Here is an 18,434-nt window from a genome sequence, read left to right as displayed (position 1 = left end):
CGGGGCGTGGACGAAGTTCAAAGCTTGCTCGAACAAGCTGTTTACAAGCCGGTGCAAGGCCGCTTTAAGGTCTTCATGATCGACGAAGTGCACATGCTGACCAATACCGCCTTCAATGCGATGTTGAAGACGCTGGAAGAACCCCCTGAATACTTGAAATTTGTGCTGGCCACAACCGATCCGCAAAAAGTGCCGGTCACGGTGTTGTCGCGCTGCCTGCAATTCAATTTACGGCCCATGGCGCCAGAAACAGTGTTTGAACACCTGACCCAGGTTTTGGCCGCTGAGCAATTGTCGGCAGAACCGATGGCCTTGCGCCTGTTGGCCCGTGCAGCGCGGGGTTCCATGCGCGATGGCCTGAGCTTGACCGACCAGGCGATTGCCTTTGGCAACGGACAGGTGCAAGAAGCGGGGGTGCGCCAGATGTTGGGCAGCGTGGACCGAAGCCATGTGTTGCAAATGATTCGCGCTTTGGCCATGGGCGATGGCGCCACGGTGGTGTCGCAGGTCAATGCCTTGCGATTGCAAGGCGTTTCGGCCGCAGCCACCCTGGAAGACATGGCCATGCTGCTGCAACGCTTGGCGGTGATGCAGATGGTGCCCAGCATGGCGCAGGACGGCGATGATCCCGATACCCAGGGTCTGGCCGATCTGGCCCAGGCCATGCCTGCCGAAGAAACACAGCTGCTTTACAGCTTGTGCCTGCACGGGCGTAGCGAGTTGGGCCTCGCACCGGATGAATACGCGGGCCTGACCATGGTCTTGCTGCGCTTGCTGGCCTTCAAACCCCAAGCGGGATCGGCTGAAAAAAAAAGTTCACGAATCAGCCTCCAACCCATAGCTGAGCCCCCTGCGCTGATTGAACAGCCTGCGCGGGCCATTTCCCCGGCAGTGATTGCAAGGCCCAAGCCTGAGCAGGCCAGTCCGGTTCAGGCCAGTCCGGTTCAGGCCACGAATCCGCCAACTGCCGAGCTGCTACCTTGGGAAGATGGGCCTGACACGACCGACGACACCGATGTTGCGCAGCAGGCGCTTCGGCAAGCTGTCTCCGACACCCCCGCGCCCCAAGCGAGTTTGCGGTCCTTGCCGGTGCGAGAGGCCTCTGAGCCCTCGGTGCGGGTGGATGTGCCTCGCCAGCCCGCCCCGGCGCAGCTGCAAGCCACCCCGGAAGGTGACATCTGGCTCGAGATGGTGCAAGGCATGATGGCGCAAGAGGCCATCACCGCCCTGGTGCGTGAATTGGCTTTGCAGTCCCAACTGGTGGCACGAGATGAGGGCCAGTGGCAGCTGCGCGTGGAGCGCGAAACGCTGAACCACCCAGCGAGCCGAGAACGTTTGCAGGCGGCTTTGCTGGCCGCAGGGCATGGTGATGTCAAATTGCACATTGAAGTCGGTCCGGTCAGCGACAGCCCTGCCAAGCGCCTGGCGGTGAAGGCCGCCGAGAAAATGCTGGCTGCGCAGGCCCTGATTCACAGCGACCCGTTGGTGCAGGCCATGGTGCGCGACTTTGGCGCCAAAATCGTTCCCGGCAGCATTCAGTTGATTTGATTTACCCCTTGTTCAAACCTTTCAAAGGAAACACCCATGTTCAATAAAGGACAACTCGCTGGCTTGATGAAACAGGCCCAAGCCATGCAAGACAACCTTAAAAAAGCCCAGGACGAACTGGCTTTTGTCGAGGTGGAAGGTCAGGCCGGCTCGGGCATGGTCAAGGTGCTGATGACTTGCAAACACAGCGTGCGCCGCGTGACCATCGACCCCAGCTTGCTGGCCGATGACAAGGACATGCTGGAAGACCTGGTGGCAGCCGCCTTCAATGACGCCGTGCGTCAGGCTGAAGAGGTGTCGCAGCAAAAAATGGGCAAGCTGACGGCTGGTTTGCCCCCAGGCATGAAAATGCCTTTCTGATCACCTGAATCACCCGCCATGGCCGATACCCACGCTCTTGCCACTTTGGTTCAGGCCCTCAAGGGCCTGCCAGGGGTGGGCATCAAGTCGGCGCAGCGCATGGCTTTTCAGTTGTTGCAAAACGACCGGGCCACGGCCCGGCAACTGGCCGCTGCGCTGGACAACGCGGTCCAGAAAATCCGGCATTGCGAGTGTTGTCACACGTTCACCGAGGCCGAGCTGTGCGACACCTGCCTGGACTTGATGCGCGACCGCACCCAGTTGTGCGTGATTGAAACCCCAGCGGATCAATCGGCCATTGAGCGCACCGGCACCTACCGGGGGCTGTACTTTGTGTTGATGGGCAAGCTCAGCCCGCTCGACGGTATAGGCCCACACGATATTGGCCTGGCCAAGCTGAAGAAGCGTGTCGCCGATGGTGTGCTGACCGAGGTGATCTTGGCGACCAACTTCACGGCCGAGGGCGAAGCGACTGCCCATGTGATCTCGGAGATGATCCGGCAGCAAGGCTTGAAAGTGACGCGCCTGGCGCGCGGCGTGCCTGCAGGCAGCGAACTGGAATACGTGGACTTGGGCACCATCGCCCATGCCTTGGTCGACCGGCGCTGATATTCTGCTGTCGCCTGCTTCGGCCTAGCTTGCCCCCACGGGCCGGGTCCCGGTGTCCGCCGCGCTGCAGTCACCTGAAATACTGGCCATCCATTACGTGGAAACCCGCTCGGGATCAATCCCGATGCGTTATTTTTGCCTTTTGCCTATGCTCGATGCATCGAATATCCGATGTCCACGGGAGCCTGCTTGTGTCTGATGCCAATTGGCAACGACGGTCCATTTTGTTGTCTGCCATGGGCGCTTTGGTGGGGCCATCAGCGTCCCGGGCTGCTGTGGAGCCTTTGCGTGGCGCGCACCGGGTCACGCTTGCTTTGGCAGCCAGGCAAAGTCTGTACCACTTGCCTTTGACTTTGGCAGACCAGTTGGGGTTTTTCAGGCAGGCAGGCCTCTCTGTCGAGTGGTCGGCCCATGAGTCTGGCGCCAAGGCATTGGCCAGTGTCTTGCATGGGCAGGCCGATGTGATGGCGGGTGCGTTTGACCATTTGTTTGGGGTGCACCACAAAGGCCTGAATTACCAGGCCTTCGTCCAGATGGGGCGCACCCCACAAGTCAGCCTGGGCGTGGCCTCGCGGCTTGAACGGCGGTCCGTGATGGCGCTCAAGGGTGCTCGGGTTGGGGTCACATCGCTGGATTCCAGCACCCACTGGATGGCATGCCAATGGCTTTTGCAAAACGGCTTGCTGCCGGAAGATGTGGTTTTTGTCGAGGTGGGTTCTTCGCCGCTGGTCGTGGATGCCTTGCGCAGTGGCGCGATCGATGCCTTGTGCAACCCCGATCCGGTCATGCATTGGCTGGAGCAAAAAAATGAAATTCGGGTGATGGGAGAAGCCCGCTCTTTGATGGCCACCCGCAAGCTCATGGGGGGACAAGTGCCCGGGGCTTGCTTGATGGCGAGGGCTGATTTTTTGCAGCGGCAGTCCGACGTGGCTCAGGCTTTGAGCGATGCCGTGGTGCATGCTCTGAAGTGGTTGCAAACAGCCGGTGTGACCGATATTTTGAAGACGGTTCCTGCGCAACATTGGTGGGGCGACCGGGCCATTTACCTGGGCGCTTTCGAGAAGTTGCGGGAGTCCTATGCCATCGATGGTTTGATTGCTGGCGACGCTGTGGTCAATGCCTGGCGAGCGCACAACCGGTTGCCAGGCCGTTTTAACAACCCGCGTCTGTTGGTGGGCCAGATTTACACCAACACATTGGCCATCAAATCCAAAACCCGCTTTGCCGCGTGATGGGGCGGCTGCTTTGTGCGCCTGATGTCAGCGCTTGGCTTGTGGCTTGCTGGTCTTGTGCGCTTGTTTCGTGGGCGATTTCTGGCTGGCGGGTTTGTTGGGAGCAGACCGGGCAACCCGGCGTGACCCTTGTGAGGGCACTAAAATGGTCAGGGTTTGACCCGTGCTCACTCGGGCATTGGTTTTCAGCTGGTTCCAGGTGGCCATATTGGCTTCAGAAACGCCATGTCGTGCCGCCAGGCTGGCCAAAGAGTCGCCCTTGCGTGCTTTGACGGCAATTCTTTTGAGCACCACTTCGGGAGCAAGTCCCAATTGGCCGTTGTCTGCCAGGTGTTCGGTGACATCGCTGTCCAGTCGGCCTTTGCGGTGCACCAGCAAAGTGGAGCCCGCCGTGATCATCATTCGGGGGGGGATACCGTTGACTGAACGCAGTTCGTTGACGGGCATGTCCAGTTGCTGCGCCACATCTTCGGGTTTCATGGTCCGTGGGGCCTGCCATGCTGTCCATGTGGCCAATGGCTTGTTGGCGTGGGCTTGCAGGTTCCGCTCAAAAACAGTGGCATTGTCCCAAGGCAGCAAAATTTGGGGGGTCCCCGCCGCCAGAATCACAGGGCGGTTCATCGACGGGTTGAGCGCCTTGAAGTCTTCCAGTTTGACTGCGGCCAGTTTCACCGCCACGGCCACGTCGATGTCTCTCTCAATCGGAACGCTTTTGAAGTAGGGGTGATTCTGGATGAGGGGCAATTGGGTATTGAAAGCCTCAGGCTGGGCCACGATGTTTTTCACCGCTTGCAACTTGGGCACGTAGTAGCGGGTCTCATTGGGCATGCTCAGATCGCTGTAGGTCAACGGTTTGCCCTGGGTTTTGTTGCGAGCCAGCGCACGGCCAACGCTGCCTTCCCCCCAGTTGTAAGCCGCCAGCGCCAGGTGCCAATCGCCAAACATGCCGTAGAGTTTTTGCAGATAGTCCAGCGCCGCGCGCGTGGACTCCAGGACATCCCGCCGGTCGTCGCGAAACAGGTTTTGCTTCAGATCGAAATACTTGCCGGTGGCGGGCATGAATTGCCACATGCCTGCCGCTTTGGCACTGGACACCGCCTGGGGGTTGAAGGCCGATTCGATGAAGGGCAGCAAGGCCAATTCGGTGGGCATGTTGCGCCGTTCCAACTCTTCGACCACATGGAAAAGGTAAGGCCGTGAGCGCTCGGTCATGCGCAGCATGTAGTCGGGGCGGCTGGCATACCATTGCTCCCGGTTGCGGACCAGGTCGTTGTTCAGATCGGGCATGGCAAAGCCACGGCGAATGCGCTCCCACACGTCGGTGGGTGGTACTAGGCCCAGGTTGCTGCGGGGCTTGAGCAAAACAAAGCTTTGCTCGGCTTGTGCAGGGAGGATGACGGCCGCTGGCGCAGGCATGGGCTTGCTGTCCGGTTCGGCGGCGGGCACAGCCGCTGACGGGGCTGGCGTTGTAGCAATGCCCGATGTCGAAGAGGGCGCAGTGGCACACGCGCCCAACAACAGGCTCAGGCCCAAACAAACTACAGCAGTCAAACGCCTGCTGGCGAATCGACTGGAATCGGCTTGATCGAGGTCATGCCGGATAAATAGGTTCATCAAAATTCGTTTTTCCAGGTGCGAAGTGCGGCAAAGGTCGTGACGTCGTCCATCGCGCGGGCATCGCGCTGCCTGACGGCGTTGCTGACGGCGCGGCTGCGACTTCGTAAAAAAGGGTTGATCGCACGCTCGGTCGACAAGGGCACGGGCAAGGTGGGTTGATTGCTGTGGCGCAGATCGGCACAAATTTGGGCGTAGGTGCGCAGGGGCTGGTTGTCCGGATCGACCGCCAAGGCAAATTTTAAATTTGACAGGGTGTATTCGTGGGCGCAGCAAACGCGGGTTTCATCTGGCAGGGCGGCCAAGCGGTCGAGGGAGCCGAGCATTTGGGCCGCAGTGCCTTCAAAAAGCCGACCGCAGCCTCCAGAAAAAAGGGTGTCGCCACAAAAAAGAACCGGGGCTTGGTCGACAGGTTGTGCCCAGAAAGCAATGTGGCCCAGGGTGTGACCAGGTACCTCGTGCACCTCAAAGCCCAAGCCATGCCAGTCCAGCCGGTCGCCTTGCACCAAGCCCTGTGTTTCGACGGGCATTTTTTCCATGGCCGGGCCCGCCACGTGGGCATGGGTGTGGCTCACCAGTTCGGTCAGGCCACCTGTGTGGTCAGCATGGTGGTGCGTGACTAGAATCATGTCCAGTTGCACGCCCGGGTGATGCTGTAACCAAGTCAAGACAGGCGCACTGTCACCAGGGTCCACCACCAGTGCGTGGTGGTCATCGTGCAACAACCAGATGTAGTTGTCGGAGAAGGCGGGCAATGCAATGAGTTTCATGGAGAGTCAGATTATAGAAAGCAAGCGTTCAGGCGATGCCTGGCTGGCAGATTTGGGCCAGCCGGTGGCGTCACGCTTGCTGGCCTGGGAGCAACAGCAGGCCGATGAACTGCTGGCCGACGTGTTTGGCTACCACGCAGTGCAACTGGGCTGGCCTGATCTGCAGGCCTTGCGCAGCAACCGAATGCCTCACCGCTGGCTGGCGCAGGCTGAATTTGAACCCAGCTTCACAACGCCCAACCTGACTCCGGGGGGGCTGCCCGACGTCTGCCTGGACAGCCAGGCTTGGCCTTGGCCTGCAGACAGCCTGGACCTGGTGGTTTTGCCCCACGCGTTGGAGCGATCAGCCGATCCGCATGCCTGTTTGCGAGAGGTCGAGCGCGTGCTGATTCCGGAGGGTCAGGTCTTGATCACCGGGCTGAACCCATGGAGTTGGTGGGGGTGGCAACAGGCGCGCGGTCAGCAGAGCAAGGTGCGGATGGACAACACATCGCCGGCCTTGATTGGCTATCGCCGTTTGCGGGACTGGTTGCGATTGCTGGGTTTTGAGGTCCAGGTCAGTCGGTTCGGGGGCTGGACCCCCGTCTTGGGCAGTGAACGCTGGATGCAACGCCTGGGCTGGATGGACGCACTGGGCGAACGCTGGTGGCCGATCCTGGGGGGTGTATATCTGTTGATTGCCACCAAAAGAGTGCCTGGCGGACGCTTGATTGATGGCCGAAGCTGGCGCACGGTACGATCGACCGCTCCAGCGACAGTTCCTGCCGCCCGCTCCGAAACCTTCATGGGCCAGCAGCCTGATGCAAAAGACATTGTTGAACCACGTTGAAATCCACACCGATGGCGCCTGCAAAGGCAATCCCGGGCCTGGCGGCTGGGGAGTTCGTCTGCAATCTGGCCAGCACGTGCAGGAGTTGTTTGGCGGAGAGCTCAACACCACCAACAACCGGATGGAGATGACCGCTGTGATCGAGGGCTTGATGGCCTTGAAGCGCCCCTGTCAAGTCACCCTTTATCTGGACAGCGAGTACGTGCGCAAAGGGATCACCGAGTGGATTCATGGCTGGAAAGTCCGGGGATGGCGCACTGCCGCCAAACAACCTGTCAAAAATGCCGATCTGTGGCAAAAACTCGATGCCGTGGTGTCCACTTCGGGACATCAGATCGATTGGCGCTGGGTGAAGGGGCACAACGGCGATCCGGGCAATGAACGGGCCGATGCGCTGGCCAACCAAGGCGTGGACAAAGCACTGGGGCGCTGATGCCCCTGCGCCGTCAAAGAAGCCCAGCTGCAAATCTTGTGGAAAGTCCCAAATATGGCTGAAATATCCCTTGGCTGACCCATTGGGCAAATAGGGCAGCACTGTTACATTCTGTCAGTCTTGGTGAATTCAACCTGCGAGAGATATTTGAATGGCTTACAAGAAAAAATACGCCGTGATGGCATTGGTGGGTATTTGCGTGGCATCCGGCGTGGCTTGGTGGCTTCAAAACAAAACCGGCACATCGGGCGATGCGGCCAAACCCGCTGTCTCGGCGGCCCCAGGGGCCGGGCCTGGCAAAGCCCCCGCGGTCGAGGTGGCCAAAGTTGAAACCATGACGCTGGTGGATGAAACCCAGGCCGTGGGCAGCCTGCGCTCCCTCCAGGGCGTGATGCTTCGGCCTGAAGTGGGTGGGCGGGTCAAGCAAATTTTCTTCAACGACGGGCAGCGCGTTCGCAAAGGCCAGTTGATGGTCCAGTTTGAAGACCAGCTGCAGGTGGCCCAGTTGTCTCAGGCCAAGGCCGAGCTGTCCATCGCAGAAGCCAACCACAAGCGCAACCAGGAATTGGTGACACAAAACTTCATCAGCAAACGTTCGCTCGATGAAAGTGGCGCAGCCCTGGAAGTTTCGCGCGCCAAGCTGGCCCTGGCTGATGCGACTTTGCAGCGCCTGAAAGTGCTGGCGCCTTTCGATGGCATCACGGGTCTCAAGCAGGTCAACGTGGGCGACTACCTCAAAGACGGTGCGGACATGGTCAACGTGGAAGACATGGACGCGGTGTTGCTGGATTTTCGTTTGCCTGAGCGCTTCCAGGCCAAGATCCGCGCCGGACAAAAAGCACAGCTGACCATCGACGCTTTGCCGGGCCGCCCGTTCACGGCCATCGTTCAGGCGATAGACCCCTTGATCGAGGCCAGTGGCCGATCGGTGGGGGTGCGCGGCTGCATCGACAACCGCCAACAACAACTGCGGCCGGGCATGTTTGCACGTGTGAATGCCGTGTTCGGCTCGCGGGACAACGCCTTGGTGATTCCTGAAGAAGCCATCATCCCGCAAGGGGGGCGTGCCTTTGTGGTCAAGGTCGTGGCGGGTGACAAACCCGACACGCTGGTGTCAGCGCGTGTGGCCGTGAAAGTTGGCTTGCGCCAGCCCGGCAAGGTGGAAATTTTGGAAGGGCTGACCGCAGGGGATACCGTGGTCACTGCTGGCCACCAGCGTTTGCAAAAAGACGGTACAGCTGTGCGCGTGGTGGACTTGTCCCAGCCCGGGGGTGGCGGTAAGCCTGCTGGGGGTCCGGGACCGGGACCGGCGGCGGGTGCACCAGCGGCTGGGGCCGGGGCAGCTGCTGCAGCTGGGGCAGTGCCCACGCCAGCTGCAGGGCCTCAGGGCGCTAAGGAAGCCGCTGCGAAGTCCAAGCCAGGACAAGGCGATCCCGCGAGCAAAGTGGCCATGTCGGGGCCCAACCCGTGCCTGAGGGGTGCAGATGCAGCTCGCTGAAGTTTCCATCCGCCGGCCGGTCCTGGCCGTCGTCATGTCCTTGCTGATTTTGCTCATTGGCGCGGTCAGCTTCAAAAGCCTGTCGCTGCGCGAATACCCCAAGATCGACGAGCCCACTGTCACGGTGACAACCCGTTATGTGGGCGCTTCCGCCGAAGTGATCGAGTCGCAGGTGACCAAACCTCTGGAAGACTCGATTGCGGGCATTGACGCCGTGGACGTGATCACCTCGATCAGCCGTGCCGAGCAGTCGCAGATCACGGTGCGTTTTCGCCTTGAAAAAGATGCCGACACAGCGGCTGCTGAAGTGCGTGACCGAACTTCTCGCGTGCGCAACCGTTTGCCTCAGGCCATCGAAGAGCCGGTCATTGCCAAGGTCGAAGCCGATGCCTTTCCGGTGATTTGGCTGGCCTTTTCCAGCGACACGCTCAATGCCCTGCAAATCAACGACTTGGTCAACCGCGTGGTCAAGCCGCGCCTGCAGACCGTCACGGGTGTGGCCGATGTGCGTATTTTTGGCGAGCGCAAATACGCCATGCTGGTCTCGCTGGACCACGCACGCCTGTCGTCCTTCAAACTCACACCCCAAGATGTGGAAGACGCCATCCGGCGCAACAATCTGGAGTTGCCGGCTGGGCGTATCGAGTCGACCAACCGCGAGTTCAGCGTGTCTTCGCAAACCGACCTGAACCGCCCTGGGCAGTTCGGTGAGATCGTGATTCGCAGCGTTAACGGCTTTCCTGTGAAGTTGCGCGATGTGGCCCAAATCAAGGAAGGCGCAGCCAACGACCGCAGCTTGGTGCGCTTGAACGGCCAGTCGGCCATCTCGGCAGGTGTGATCCGCCAAGCCACGGCCAACCCGCTGGAATTGTCGGCCGGGGTGCGCGAGATGATTCCCCGCCTGAAGGTCGATTTGCCGAGCGACATCACCATCGACATCGCCAACGACAACTCGGTCTTCATCGACCGCTCCATCAAGAGCGTGTTCAAGACGATTGTTGAAGCCGTGGTGCTGGTAGCCCTGGTGATTTTTGTCTTTTTGCGCACCGTGCGGGCATCCATCATTCCCATAATCACCATTCCCGTGAGCCTGATTGGCGCTTTTGCCATGATGGCCCTGGCCGGCTTCACCATCAACACCCTGACCTTGCTGGCGCTGGTGCTGGCCATTGGTCTGGTGGTGGACGATGCGATTGTGGTGCTGGAGAACATTTACCGGCACATCGAAGAAGGGCTGGATCCGTTTTCTGCGGCCATCAAGGGCGTGCGCGAAATCAGCTTTGCCGTGGTGGCCATGACCATGACGTTGGCCGCAGTCTTCGCCCCTTTGGCTTTCACGCCCGGACGCACCGGCAAGTTGTTTGGAGAGTTTGCGCTGGCACTGGCTGGGGCAGTGATCGTGTCCGGTTTTGTAGCCTTGACCTTGGCCCCGATGCTGAGCGCCAAACTGCTGCGTCACAACCCCAAGCCGAGTTGGTTTGACCGCAGCATGGAGCGTTGGCTGACGGCATTGTCTAAGGCTTATGAAAACCTGCTGCGCCTGATTCTGACCCGTGCCCGATGGGTGGTGGTCTTGGTCATGTTGGCCGCCGCAACGGGCATTGCTTTCATCTACCCCACCATGAAGCAGGAACTCGCGCCCTTGGAGGATCGGGGCACGATTTTGGCGACCATCAACGCGCCCGATGGCTCGACCCTGGAGTTCACCGACCGATACGCCCGGGCGCTGGAAAAAATTGGCCAGTCATACCCCGAGTTCGACCGCATTTTTGCCAGCATGGGCAACCCCACAGTGGGCCAGGGCTCGGTGATTTACCGGGCTGTGGACTGGGATCAACGCCAACGCACCACGCTGGAAATTGCCCGCGAAATGGGCCCTAAATTTGGCGCCTTGTCTGGCGTCAACGCCTTTCCGATCACCCCGCCTTCGCTGGGTCAGGGTTTTCGTGAGCGGCCTTTGAATTTCGTGATCCAGACCTCGGAAAGTTACCAGAACTTGAACCTGATCGCCCGGCAAATGATGGACGAGGTGGCCAAAAACCCTGGCATCTTGCAGCCCGATGTGGATCTGCGCTTGAACAAACCCGAACTGCGGGTGGAGGTGGACCGTGTCAAGGCCGCCGAGTTGGGGGTCAGTGTCGAGGTGGTGGCCAAAACCATCGAGACCATGTTGGGCGGTCGCGTGGTGACGCGCTACAAACGCGATGCCGAGCAGTACGACGTGATCGTGCAAACCCTGCCATCCGCCCGCAATACGCCGGATGATATCGACGTGATTCAGGTGCGTGGTCGCAACGACACCATGATCCCGCTGTCGAGCCTGGTCAAAGTGCGCGAGAGTGTGTCGCCCCGGGAGTTGAACCACTTTGGCCAGCGCCGTTCGGTGTCCATTACGGCCAACCTGGCCCCAGACTATTCGTTGGGCGAGGCGCTGAAGTTCATGGATGCCACGGCGGCCAAAGTGCTCCAGCCTGGCTACACCACTGAACTCAATGGCACTTCACGAGAGTTCAAGAACTCTCAAGGCGCTTTGGTGATCGTCTTTGTACTGGCGCTGTTGTTTATCTTTTTGGTGCTGGCCGCGCAATTCGAGAGCTTTGTGGACCCGTTCGTGATCATGCTGTCGGTGCCTCTGTCCATGATCGGGGCGCTGCTGGCACTCAAGTTCACGGGGGGATCGCTCAACGTGTACTCTCAAATCGGCCTGATCACCCTGGTGGGCCTGATCACCAAGCATGGCATCCTGATCGTGGAATTCACCAACCAGCTGCGCGAGCAGGGATTGGCCACGCAAGACGCATTGATCAAGGCCTCGGCCCAGCGTTTGCGCCCGATCCTGATGACCACCGGTGCCATGGTGCTGGGTGCCGTGCCGCTGGCGCTGGCCACTGGCGCAGGGGCTGAGAGCCGCACGCAAATCGGCTGGGTGATTGTGGGCGGTATGAGTCTGGGCACTTTGCTGGCCATCTTTGTGGTGCCCACCATGTATTCACTGTTGGCCCGCAAGGCGGTGCCCGGCCCGAACAAGGCCATTGCGCAGGAAGATCCGGCCGCTGTGGGGCATTGAGCGGCCCATTGAGCGGCCTACTTAACCCAATTGACCGCCAAGACTGTGGCGTGTCTCCATGAAAAAAGCGGCATCAGCCGCTTTTTTCATGGGAACTGCTGAAGGCGGCGGTTTACAGATGCCCCTCAAACATCAGCACATCCACGGCGTCGCCCACGGCCACGTTGCCCTGGTCGTGGCCCAGCACGATCAAGCCGTTGGCCTGCACCATGGAGCTGAGCACGCCGGAACCCTGGTTGCCAGTGATGCTGACTTGCAGTTCACCCCGTGCGTTGGTACTGACGATGCCACGCTGGTATTCGGTGCGGCCAGGTTTCTTGCGCAGGGCCTCGGTGCTTTTGGCTTTGAGCAGGGGCAAGGCAGGCGCTTGCCAGCCCATGAGCTGCTGCAGGGCTGGGCGCACAAAAGCGGCAAAGGTCACCATCACGGCCACCGGGTTGCCTGGCAAACCAAACAGCACCGCCGATCGATCACCTTGGCGAATGCGGCCCACGGCCATGGGGCGGCCGGGGCGCATGGCGATGCGCCAAAAGGCCACGTCACCCAGCTTTTTCATCATGGCCTTGGTGTAGTCGGCCTCACCTACGCTCACGCCACCACTGGTGATGATGGCGTCGGCCTGCGCGGCGGCTTCCTTGAAAGCTTGCTCCAGGGCGGCGGGTTCGTCACGCACCACGCCCATGTCGATCAACTCGCAACCCAGGGCTTGCACCATGCCGGCCACGGTGTAGCGGTTGCTGTCGTACACGGCGCCCTCACGCGGGGCTTCACCCAGACTCAAAATTTCGTCACCGGTCGAAAAATAGGCCACCTTCGGACGGCGCCAGACCGGCACCGTGGGCAGCCCCAGGCTGGCCAGCAGGCCGCAGGCCGCAGGGCCCAAGCGTGTGCCAGCCTGCAAGGCGGGCTGACCGGCCATCAGGTCCTCGCCCAGCAATCGGCGGTTGTCGCCAGCCTGCAGCAGGCCCGCGGCTATTTGCACGGTGTCGCCATTCACCTGAACGAGCTCTTGGGGGGCCACGGTGTCCAGCCCGGCCGGCATGATGGCCCCGGTCATGATGCGCACACATTCGCCGCTTTGCACGCTGCCCTGCCAAGCCGCACCTGCAAAAGCAGTGCCCACCGATTTCAGCGTGGTGGGTTCTTTGGCCAGCAGGTCAGAGGCGCGCAGGGCGTAGCCGTCCATGGCCGAGTTGTCGTGCGGCGGCACGCTGATGGGCGAGACCACGTCTTGCGCCAAGATGCGGCCATGGGCCTGCATCAGGGGCACGCTTTCCTGCTCGCGCACTGGCTGAATCAGTTGGGCCAGAAAGTCGTTCACATGGCGGGCCGATAACGCCTGCGGGTCGTAGCCTTGCAGGCGCTCGGCGATCTCGTTCAGGGAAAGCTGGGGAGACATTGGCGTGGTCATGGTCTGAGCTGCCAAAGGTTGGCAAGGGAAGGGCAACGGGAGGACAACGGGAATCAGAGCGCTTCGAGTTGCTGAAGTTCGGTCAGCGTGTTGGCATTGGCGAAAGCATGGGCGCTGTCGCCGGGCTGGTTAAAGGGCACGATGGCGCAGCGGTGCTGGCCGGTCCAGGCATCGATCTTTCTGCCTCCGCTTTGGGTGAACTTCACCAGGCTTTCAAGCAAGTCGGTTTTGAGCAGACAAAAAACGGGTTGCGGGCGCACCGCACCGTCGGCTTCGGGCGCAGCGGCCATGGCCATGTCGGCGTCTTGCGCGTGCAAGGCTTCGTACAGACGCGCCACCAGGTCGAGAGGAAACAGGGGTGTGTCGCATGGCACGGTCAGCAGCAAGGGCGTTTCGCAGCGCTCCAGGCCCGTCAGAAAGCCGGCCAGCGGCCCGGCAAAGCCATCGATGCTGTCCGGCCAGACGGGCGCCCCCAGCGATTCGTAGGCCGAGAGGTTGCGGTTGGCGTTGATGAGCACCTCTTGCAGCGGCAGGCTTTGCAGTTGCAGTCGCATCAGGGTTTGCAGCGCCAGCGGCAGGCCGCGAAAGTTTTGCAGGCCTTTGTCGATGCCGCCCATGCGCGACCCACGCCCGCCCGCCAAAATCAAACCAGTGATGCCTGCTGCGTTGTTGTTCATGGCGCTCAGCCTCCGATGTAGCTCATTTCCACCCGGTGGCCAGGGCCGCTGGGGGTGTCCGGTCCACGCAGGCTGCGCAGCACCGAGTATTGGTCGGTGCGGCCCCGCCAGATGGCGTCCACGGTAGCGGCCAGCACGGTGTCGGTTTGGCTGGGGTCGCGCAATAGTTGTCGCAAGTCATAGCCTTGGCTGGCAAACAAACACAAATACAGGCGCCCTTCGGTCGACAACCGGGCCCGGTTGCAGTCGCCGCAAAAGGCTTGGGTCACGCTGCTGATCACGCCGACTTCACCTAACGCTGGGTCATGCTTGCCCTGGGCATTGGCATAGCCCCATCGCTCGGCCGTTTCACCCGGGGCGGATGGGGTGAGTTGCACCAGCGGAAGCTCGGTTTGCAGCAGGCGGATCACTTCGGCGCTGGGCAGCACCTCGTCCATGCACCAACCGTTGGTAGCACCGACGTCCATGTATTCGATGAAGCGCAGCACGATGCCCGTGCCCCGGAAATGGCGGGCCATGGGCAAAATTTCATGTTCGTTGGTGCCACGCTTGACCACCATATTGACCTTGATCGGCCCCAGACCAACCGCTTTGGCCGCTTCGATGCCAGCCAGCACATCGTGCACCGGAAAATCCACATCGTTCATTTGCCTGAATATGGCATCATCCAGCCCGTCCAGGCTCACCGTGATGCGTTGCAGGCCCGCGTCTTTCAAGCTTTGCGCCTTGCGGGCCAGCAGCGAGCCGTTGGTGGTCAGCGTCAAATCGAGCGGCTGGCCATCCAGGGTGCGCAGGGCGGCCAGTTGTTCGATCAGGATCTCAATGTTTTTGCGCAGCAGCGGTTCGCCCCCGGTCAGGCGTATTTTGCGCACACCGCGTCCCACGAACACACTGGCGATGCGGGTGATTTCCTCAAAGCTCAGCAAGTGGCTGTGCGGCAGGTAGGCGTAGTCTTTGTCAAAGACCTCCTTGGGCATGCAGTAGCTGCATCGGAAGTTGCACCGGTCGGTCACACTGATGCGCAAATCGGTGAGCGGGCGGCGCAGGCCATCCAAAGGCAATGTGCTCAGGTCTTGCCCCTGGGCCATCGAGGGCAAGGGCAGGCTGGGATGGCGCTGGTCAACCAGCGGAATGACGCGTTCAGACATGGGGGTTGATTGTGCCCGAGCCACCACGCCTGCGGTGTGGCACGGTCAAGTTTGCAGCTTTGAAGCCACGTGGAGGGATGGGCGGCTTCAACCGTGGGCAATGGCCACGGTTTTGAGGGTGGTGAAGCCCAGCAGGGCTTCAAAGCCTTTTTCACGGCCGTAGCCGGAAGATTTGACGCCGCCAAAAGGCAGCTCTACGCCACCGCCTGCGCCGTAGTTGTTGATGAAAACCTGGCCGCTGCGCACCCTTTTGGCCATGCGGAACTGGCGGCTGCCATCGCGTGTCCAGATCCCTGCCACCAAGCCAAATTCGGTGGCGTTGGCCAATTCGACCGCATGGTCTTCGTCTTTGAAGGCCATGGCCGACAGCACCGGACCAAACACTTCTTCTTGTGCCAAGCGGTGCATCACGGGCACATCGCGCAGCAAGGTGGGGGCCTGGTAAAAGCCACCCGCAGGCACGCCCTTGGCAATCTGGCCCTGCGCGACAGTGGCGATGCCATCGGCTTTGGCTTGCTCCAGAAAGCCGCTGACGCGCTCGAGCTGGCTGGCGCGAATCAGCGGGCCCAAATCCAGGTTCATGCTGGCTGAGCCGGCTTGCAGGCGGCTGAACGCCTCGCCCAGACGCTTTAAAAGCGGCTCGTAAATGGACTGCTGGATTAGCACGCGCGAGCCCGCGCTGCAGGTCTGGCCCGAGTTCTGCACGATGGCGTTGACCACCACCGGAATGGCGGCGTCCAGATCGGCGTCTTCAAAAATGATCTGCGGGCTTTTGCCCCCCAGCTCCAGTGTTACGGGGCAATGGCGCTCGGCCGCCACTTGCTGGATCATGGTGCCCACTCGGGGGCTGCCAGTGAAGCTGATGTGGTCAATGCCGGGGTGCCGTGCCAGCGCATCCCCCACTTCGTGGCCATAGCCGGTGACGATGTTGATGGCCCCGGGCGGAAAGCCCACTTCGGCGGCCAGTTGTGCCACCCGGATCAATGACAGGCAAGCGTCTTCGGCCGGTTTGACCACGCAGGCATTGCCTGCCGCCAGGGCGCCCCCCACGCTGCGCCCGAAAATTTGCATCGGGTAGTTCCAGGGGATGACATGGCCCGTGACACCGTGTGGCTCACGCCAGGTCAGCACGCTGTAGCCGTTTTGGTAGGGCAGGGTTTCGCCATGCAGTTTGTCGCAAGAGCCGGCGTAAAACTCAAAATACCGCGCCAACGCGACCGAGTCTGCCGCCGCCTGCTTGGTGGGTTTGCCGCAGTCGCGTTGCTCCAGCGCCGACAGTTCAGCCGCGTGCTCAGTCACTTTTTGCGACAGCTTCATCAAGAGGCGGCCACGTTCCATGGCGTTGAGCTTGCCCCAAGGGCCATTGAAGGCGGCGCGGGCGGCTTGTACGGCCTGGTCGATGTCGGCAGCCTGGCTGCGCGGAATCTGGTCGAACACCTGACCGTCAGACGGGTCCAGCACATCAATGGTTTGCCCGGCCAGGGCGGAAACGGAAAGGTTGGCGATGAAATTCTGTTGCATGGCGCCATTGTGAACCTGTGGCACATTTTGAAAATCACCCATGGGACATGGGTTGGTGTCATGCACCTAAAGATGGCCAAGCCCCACGAAAAAGGCCCGCAGTTGCGGGCCTTTAAAGGGGCGGGTTCAGCTCATCCCCCGTGAAACTTCATCACCAGCGGCACGATCAAAAGCGCCACGATGTTGATGATCTTGATCAACGGGTTGATGGCCGGGCCTGCTGTGTCCTTGTAGGGGTCGCCCACGGTGTCGCCGGTCACCGCCGCTTTGTGGGCCTCAGAACCTTTGCCACCGTGGTGGCCGTCTTCAATGTACTTTTTGGCGTTGTCCCAAGCACCGCCACCGGTGCACATCGAGATGGCCACAAACAAGCCGGTGATGATGGTGCCCATCAGCAAACCGCCCAAGGCCTTGGGGCCAAGAATCAAGCCGACCAAAACCGGCACCACCACGGGCAGCAAGCTTGGGATGACCATTTCCTTGATGGCGGCCGTGGTCAGCATGTCAACGGCCTTGCCGTATTCGGGCTTGGCCGTGCCTTCCATGATGCCGGGAATTTCCTTGAACTGGCGACGCACCTCGACCACCACGCTGCCCGCAGCGCGGCCAACGGCTTCCATGGCCATGGCGCCAAAAAGGTAAGGAATCAGGCCACCAATGAACAGGCCGATGATCACCAGCGGGTCGGACAGGTCAAAGCTGATGGCTTTGCCGTACGACTCCAGCTTGTGGGTGTAGTCGGCAAACAGCACCAGCGAGGCCAGACCGGCAGAACCGATGGCATAACCTTTGGTCACGGCCTTGGTGGTGTTGCCCACCGCGTCCAGCGGGTCGGTGATGGCGCGCACGCTACTGGGCAGTTCGGCCATTTCAGCAATGCCACCCGCGTTGTCGGTGATGGGGCCGTAGGCGTCCAGGGCCACCACAATGCCTGCCATGGACAGCATGGACGTGGCCGCCACAGCGATCCCGTACAAGCCTGCCAGTGCATACGCTGTCCAGATGGCCAGGCAGACGAACATCACAGGCCAGGCGGTGGAGCGCATGGACACGCCCAGGCCGGCAATGATGTTGGTGCCGTGACCAGTGGTCGAGGCTTGGGCGATGTGCTGCACCGGGGCGTACTGCGTGCCGGTGTAAAACTCGGTGATCCAAACCAGGGCAGCGGTGAGCCCCAGACCGACGGCGCAAGCACCAAACAGCTTCATTTGTGCGCCCGTTCCGCCCAAGGCGTTGTCGGGCATGAGCCAAGTGGTGACAAAATAAAACGCCACCAGTGAGAGCGCGCCCGCAATGGCCAGGCCTTTGTAGAGCGCGGGCATCACGTTGGTCATGCCGGGTGAGGCTTTGACAAAGAAACAGCCAATGATGGAGGCGATGATGGACACCGCGCCCAGAGCCAAGGGGTAAAGCACGGCTTGGCCTGGTGCAGCTGAGATCAGCAGGGCACCCAGTACCATGGTGGCGATCAGGGTCACAGCATAGGTCTCGAACAAGTCGGCCGCCATGCCCGCGCAGTCGCCCACGTTGTCACCCACGTTGTCGGCGATCACGGCGGGGTTGCGCGGGTCGTCCTCAGGGATGCCTGCCTCTACCTTGCCGACCAGGTCAGCGCCTACGTCAGCGCCTTTGGTGAAAATGCCGCCGCCCAGACGCGCAAAGATTGAAATCAGTGACGAGCCAAAAGCAAAACCAATCAAGGGGTTGAGCAAGGTGG

At 60.9% G+C, this 18,434-nt stretch carries 15 protein-coding genes; 8 read left to right on the top strand and 7 right to left on the bottom strand.

Annotated elements, in window-relative coordinates; genetic code table 11:
- The 4 genes from ACIQ3A_RS09810 to ACIQ3A_RS09795 form a co-directional block, all read left to right on the top strand.
- A partial coding sequence (locus ACIQ3A_RS09810; protein WP_396431560.1) for a DNA polymerase III subunit gamma/tau C-terminal domain-containing protein occupies window positions 1-1,548 on the top strand: 1,548 nt, incomplete at its 5' end.
- 36 nt (window positions 1,549-1,584) lie between these two features.
- The gene (locus tag ACIQ3A_RS09805) at window positions 1,585-1,908 is read left to right on the top strand and encodes a YbaB/EbfC family nucleoid-associated protein (protein ID WP_108407000.1); all 324 of its coding nucleotides are present in this window, start codon (window positions 1,585-1,587) and stop codon (window positions 1,906-1,908) included.
- 18 nt (window positions 1,909-1,926) lie between these two features.
- On the top strand, window positions 1,927-2,517 hold the full coding sequence (gene recR, locus ACIQ3A_RS09800; protein WP_396431559.1) for a recombination mediator RecR: 591 nt from the start codon (window positions 1,927-1,929) through the stop codon (window positions 2,515-2,517).
- Window positions 2,518-2,708: 191 nt separating this feature from the next.
- Window positions 2,709-3,749: an ABC transporter substrate-binding protein gene (locus tag ACIQ3A_RS09795; RefSeq protein WP_396431558.1), complete on the top strand. Its 1,041-nt coding sequence runs from the start codon at window positions 2,709-2,711 to the stop codon at window positions 3,747-3,749.
- A gap of 27 nt (window positions 3,750-3,776) precedes the next feature.
- Here ACIQ3A_RS09795 and ACIQ3A_RS09790 read toward each other — a convergent pair whose 3' ends face one another.
- Window positions 3,777-5,363 carry a transglycosylase SLT domain-containing protein gene (locus ACIQ3A_RS09790; protein ID WP_396431557.1) on the bottom strand — a complete coding sequence of 529 codons (1,587 nt, stop codon included), beginning with the start codon at window positions 5,361-5,363 and terminating at the stop codon, window positions 3,777-3,779.
- The gene (gloB, locus tag ACIQ3A_RS09785; RefSeq protein ID WP_396431556.1) at window positions 5,363-6,133 is read right to left on the bottom strand and encodes a hydroxyacylglutathione hydrolase; all 771 of its coding nucleotides are present in this window, start codon (window positions 6,131-6,133) and stop codon (window positions 5,363-5,365) included. The genes ACIQ3A_RS09790 and gloB overlap by 1 nt, the downstream gene beginning before the upstream one ends.
- Between gloB and ACIQ3A_RS09780 the strand changes: the two genes are divergently transcribed.
- From ACIQ3A_RS09780 to ACIQ3A_RS09765, 4 genes are all read left to right on the top strand, one after another.
- Window positions 6,132-6,962, top strand: coding sequence for a class I SAM-dependent methyltransferase (locus tag ACIQ3A_RS09780; RefSeq protein ID WP_396431555.1), 831 nt, complete (start codon window positions 6,132-6,134; stop codon window positions 6,960-6,962). The genes gloB and ACIQ3A_RS09780 overlap by 2 nt on opposite strands.
- Entirely contained in the window at window positions 6,949-7,395 is a 447-nt protein-coding gene (gene rnhA / locus ACIQ3A_RS09775) for a ribonuclease HI (protein ID WP_108407027.1), read from the top strand. Before ACIQ3A_RS09780 ends, rnhA begins: the two co-directional genes overlap by 14 nt.
- Window positions 7,396-7,546: 151 nt before the next feature.
- Complete coding sequence (locus tag ACIQ3A_RS09770) at window positions 7,547-8,893, top strand: efflux RND transporter periplasmic adaptor subunit (protein WP_396431554.1); 1,347 nt, start codon at window positions 7,547-7,549, stop codon at window positions 8,891-8,893.
- Window positions 8,880-11,960, top strand: coding sequence for an efflux RND transporter permease subunit (locus ACIQ3A_RS09765; protein ID WP_396431553.1), 3,081 nt, complete (start codon window positions 8,880-8,882; stop codon window positions 11,958-11,960). Before ACIQ3A_RS09770 ends, ACIQ3A_RS09765 begins: the two co-directional genes overlap by 14 nt.
- Before the next feature lie 112 nt (window positions 11,961-12,072).
- Here the strand turns inward: ACIQ3A_RS09765 and glp are convergent, their stop codons facing one another.
- From glp to ACIQ3A_RS09740, 5 genes are all read right to left on the bottom strand, one after another.
- Entirely contained in the window at window positions 12,073-13,371 is a 1,299-nt protein-coding gene (gene glp, locus ACIQ3A_RS09760; protein ID WP_396431552.1) for a gephyrin-like molybdotransferase Glp, read from the bottom strand.
- A 53-nt stretch (window positions 13,372-13,424) separates the two neighbouring features.
- Complete coding sequence (mobA, locus tag ACIQ3A_RS09755) at window positions 13,425-14,048, bottom strand: molybdenum cofactor guanylyltransferase MobA (RefSeq protein ID WP_396431551.1); 624 nt, start codon at window positions 14,046-14,048, stop codon at window positions 13,425-13,427.
- Between the two features lie 5 nt (window positions 14,049-14,053).
- Window positions 14,054-15,196, bottom strand: a complete 1,143-nt coding sequence (gene moaA, locus ACIQ3A_RS09750) for a GTP 3',8-cyclase MoaA (protein WP_396431550.1) — start codon at window positions 15,194-15,196, stop codon at window positions 14,054-14,056.
- Between the two features lie 87 nt (window positions 15,197-15,283).
- The gene (locus tag ACIQ3A_RS09745) at window positions 15,284-16,717 is read right to left on the bottom strand and encodes an aldehyde dehydrogenase family protein (RefSeq protein ID WP_396431549.1); all 1,434 of its coding nucleotides are present in this window, start codon (window positions 16,715-16,717) and stop codon (window positions 15,284-15,286) included.
- 131 nt (window positions 16,718-16,848) lie between these two features.
- Window positions 16,849-18,434 (bottom strand): sodium-translocating pyrophosphatase (locus tag ACIQ3A_RS09740; RefSeq protein ID WP_396431548.1); only part of this gene is annotated, 1,586 nt, incomplete at its 5' end.

It is taken from the genome of Limnohabitans sp. (genome assembly GCF_044361985.1).
In the GTDB taxonomy this organism is placed as follows: Bacteria; Pseudomonadota; Gammaproteobacteria; order Burkholderiales; family Burkholderiaceae_C; genus Limnohabitans_A.
The sequence above is the reverse complement of the archived record's forward strand: the minus strand, read 5'-3'. Positions and strand labels throughout refer to the sequence as shown.

Bases quoted from the DNA above. Each gene is read 5' to 3' on its own strand.
- ACIQ3A_RS09805 (WP_108407000.1), top strand. From the start codon at position 1,585: ATGTTCAATAAAGGACAACTCGCTGGCTTGATGAAACAGGCCCAAGCC.
- recR (WP_396431559.1), top strand. From the start codon at position 1,927: ATGGCCGATACCCACGCTCTTGCCACTTTGGTTCAGGCCCTCAAGGGC.
- ACIQ3A_RS09790 (WP_396431557.1), bottom strand. From the start codon at position 5,363: ATGAACCTATTTATCCGGCATGACCTCGATCAAGCCGATTCCAGTCGA.
- ACIQ3A_RS09780 (WP_396431555.1), top strand. From the start codon at position 6,132: ATGGAGAGTCAGATTATAGAAAGCAAGCGTTCAGGCGATGCCTGGCTG.
- gloB (WP_396431556.1), bottom strand. From the start codon at position 6,133: ATGAAACTCATTGCATTGCCCGCCTTCTCCGACAACTACATCTGGTTG.
- ACIQ3A_RS09770 (WP_396431554.1), top strand. From the start codon at position 7,547: ATGGCTTACAAGAAAAAATACGCCGTGATGGCATTGGTGGGTATTTGC.
- ACIQ3A_RS09765 (WP_396431553.1), top strand. From the start codon at position 8,880: ATGCAGCTCGCTGAAGTTTCCATCCGCCGGCCGGTCCTGGCCGTCGTC.
- glp (WP_396431552.1), bottom strand. From the start codon at position 13,371: ATGACCACGCCAATGTCTCCCCAGCTTTCCCTGAACGAGATCGCCGAG.
- mobA (WP_396431551.1), bottom strand. From the start codon at position 14,048: ATGAACAACAACGCAGCAGGCATCACTGGTTTGATTTTGGCGGGCGGG.
- moaA (WP_396431550.1), bottom strand. From the start codon at position 15,196: ATGTCTGAACGCGTCATTCCGCTGGTTGACCAGCGCCATCCCAGCCTG.
- ACIQ3A_RS09745 (WP_396431549.1), bottom strand. From the start codon at position 16,717: ATGCAACAGAATTTCATCGCCAACCTTTCCGTTTCCGCCCTGGCCGGG.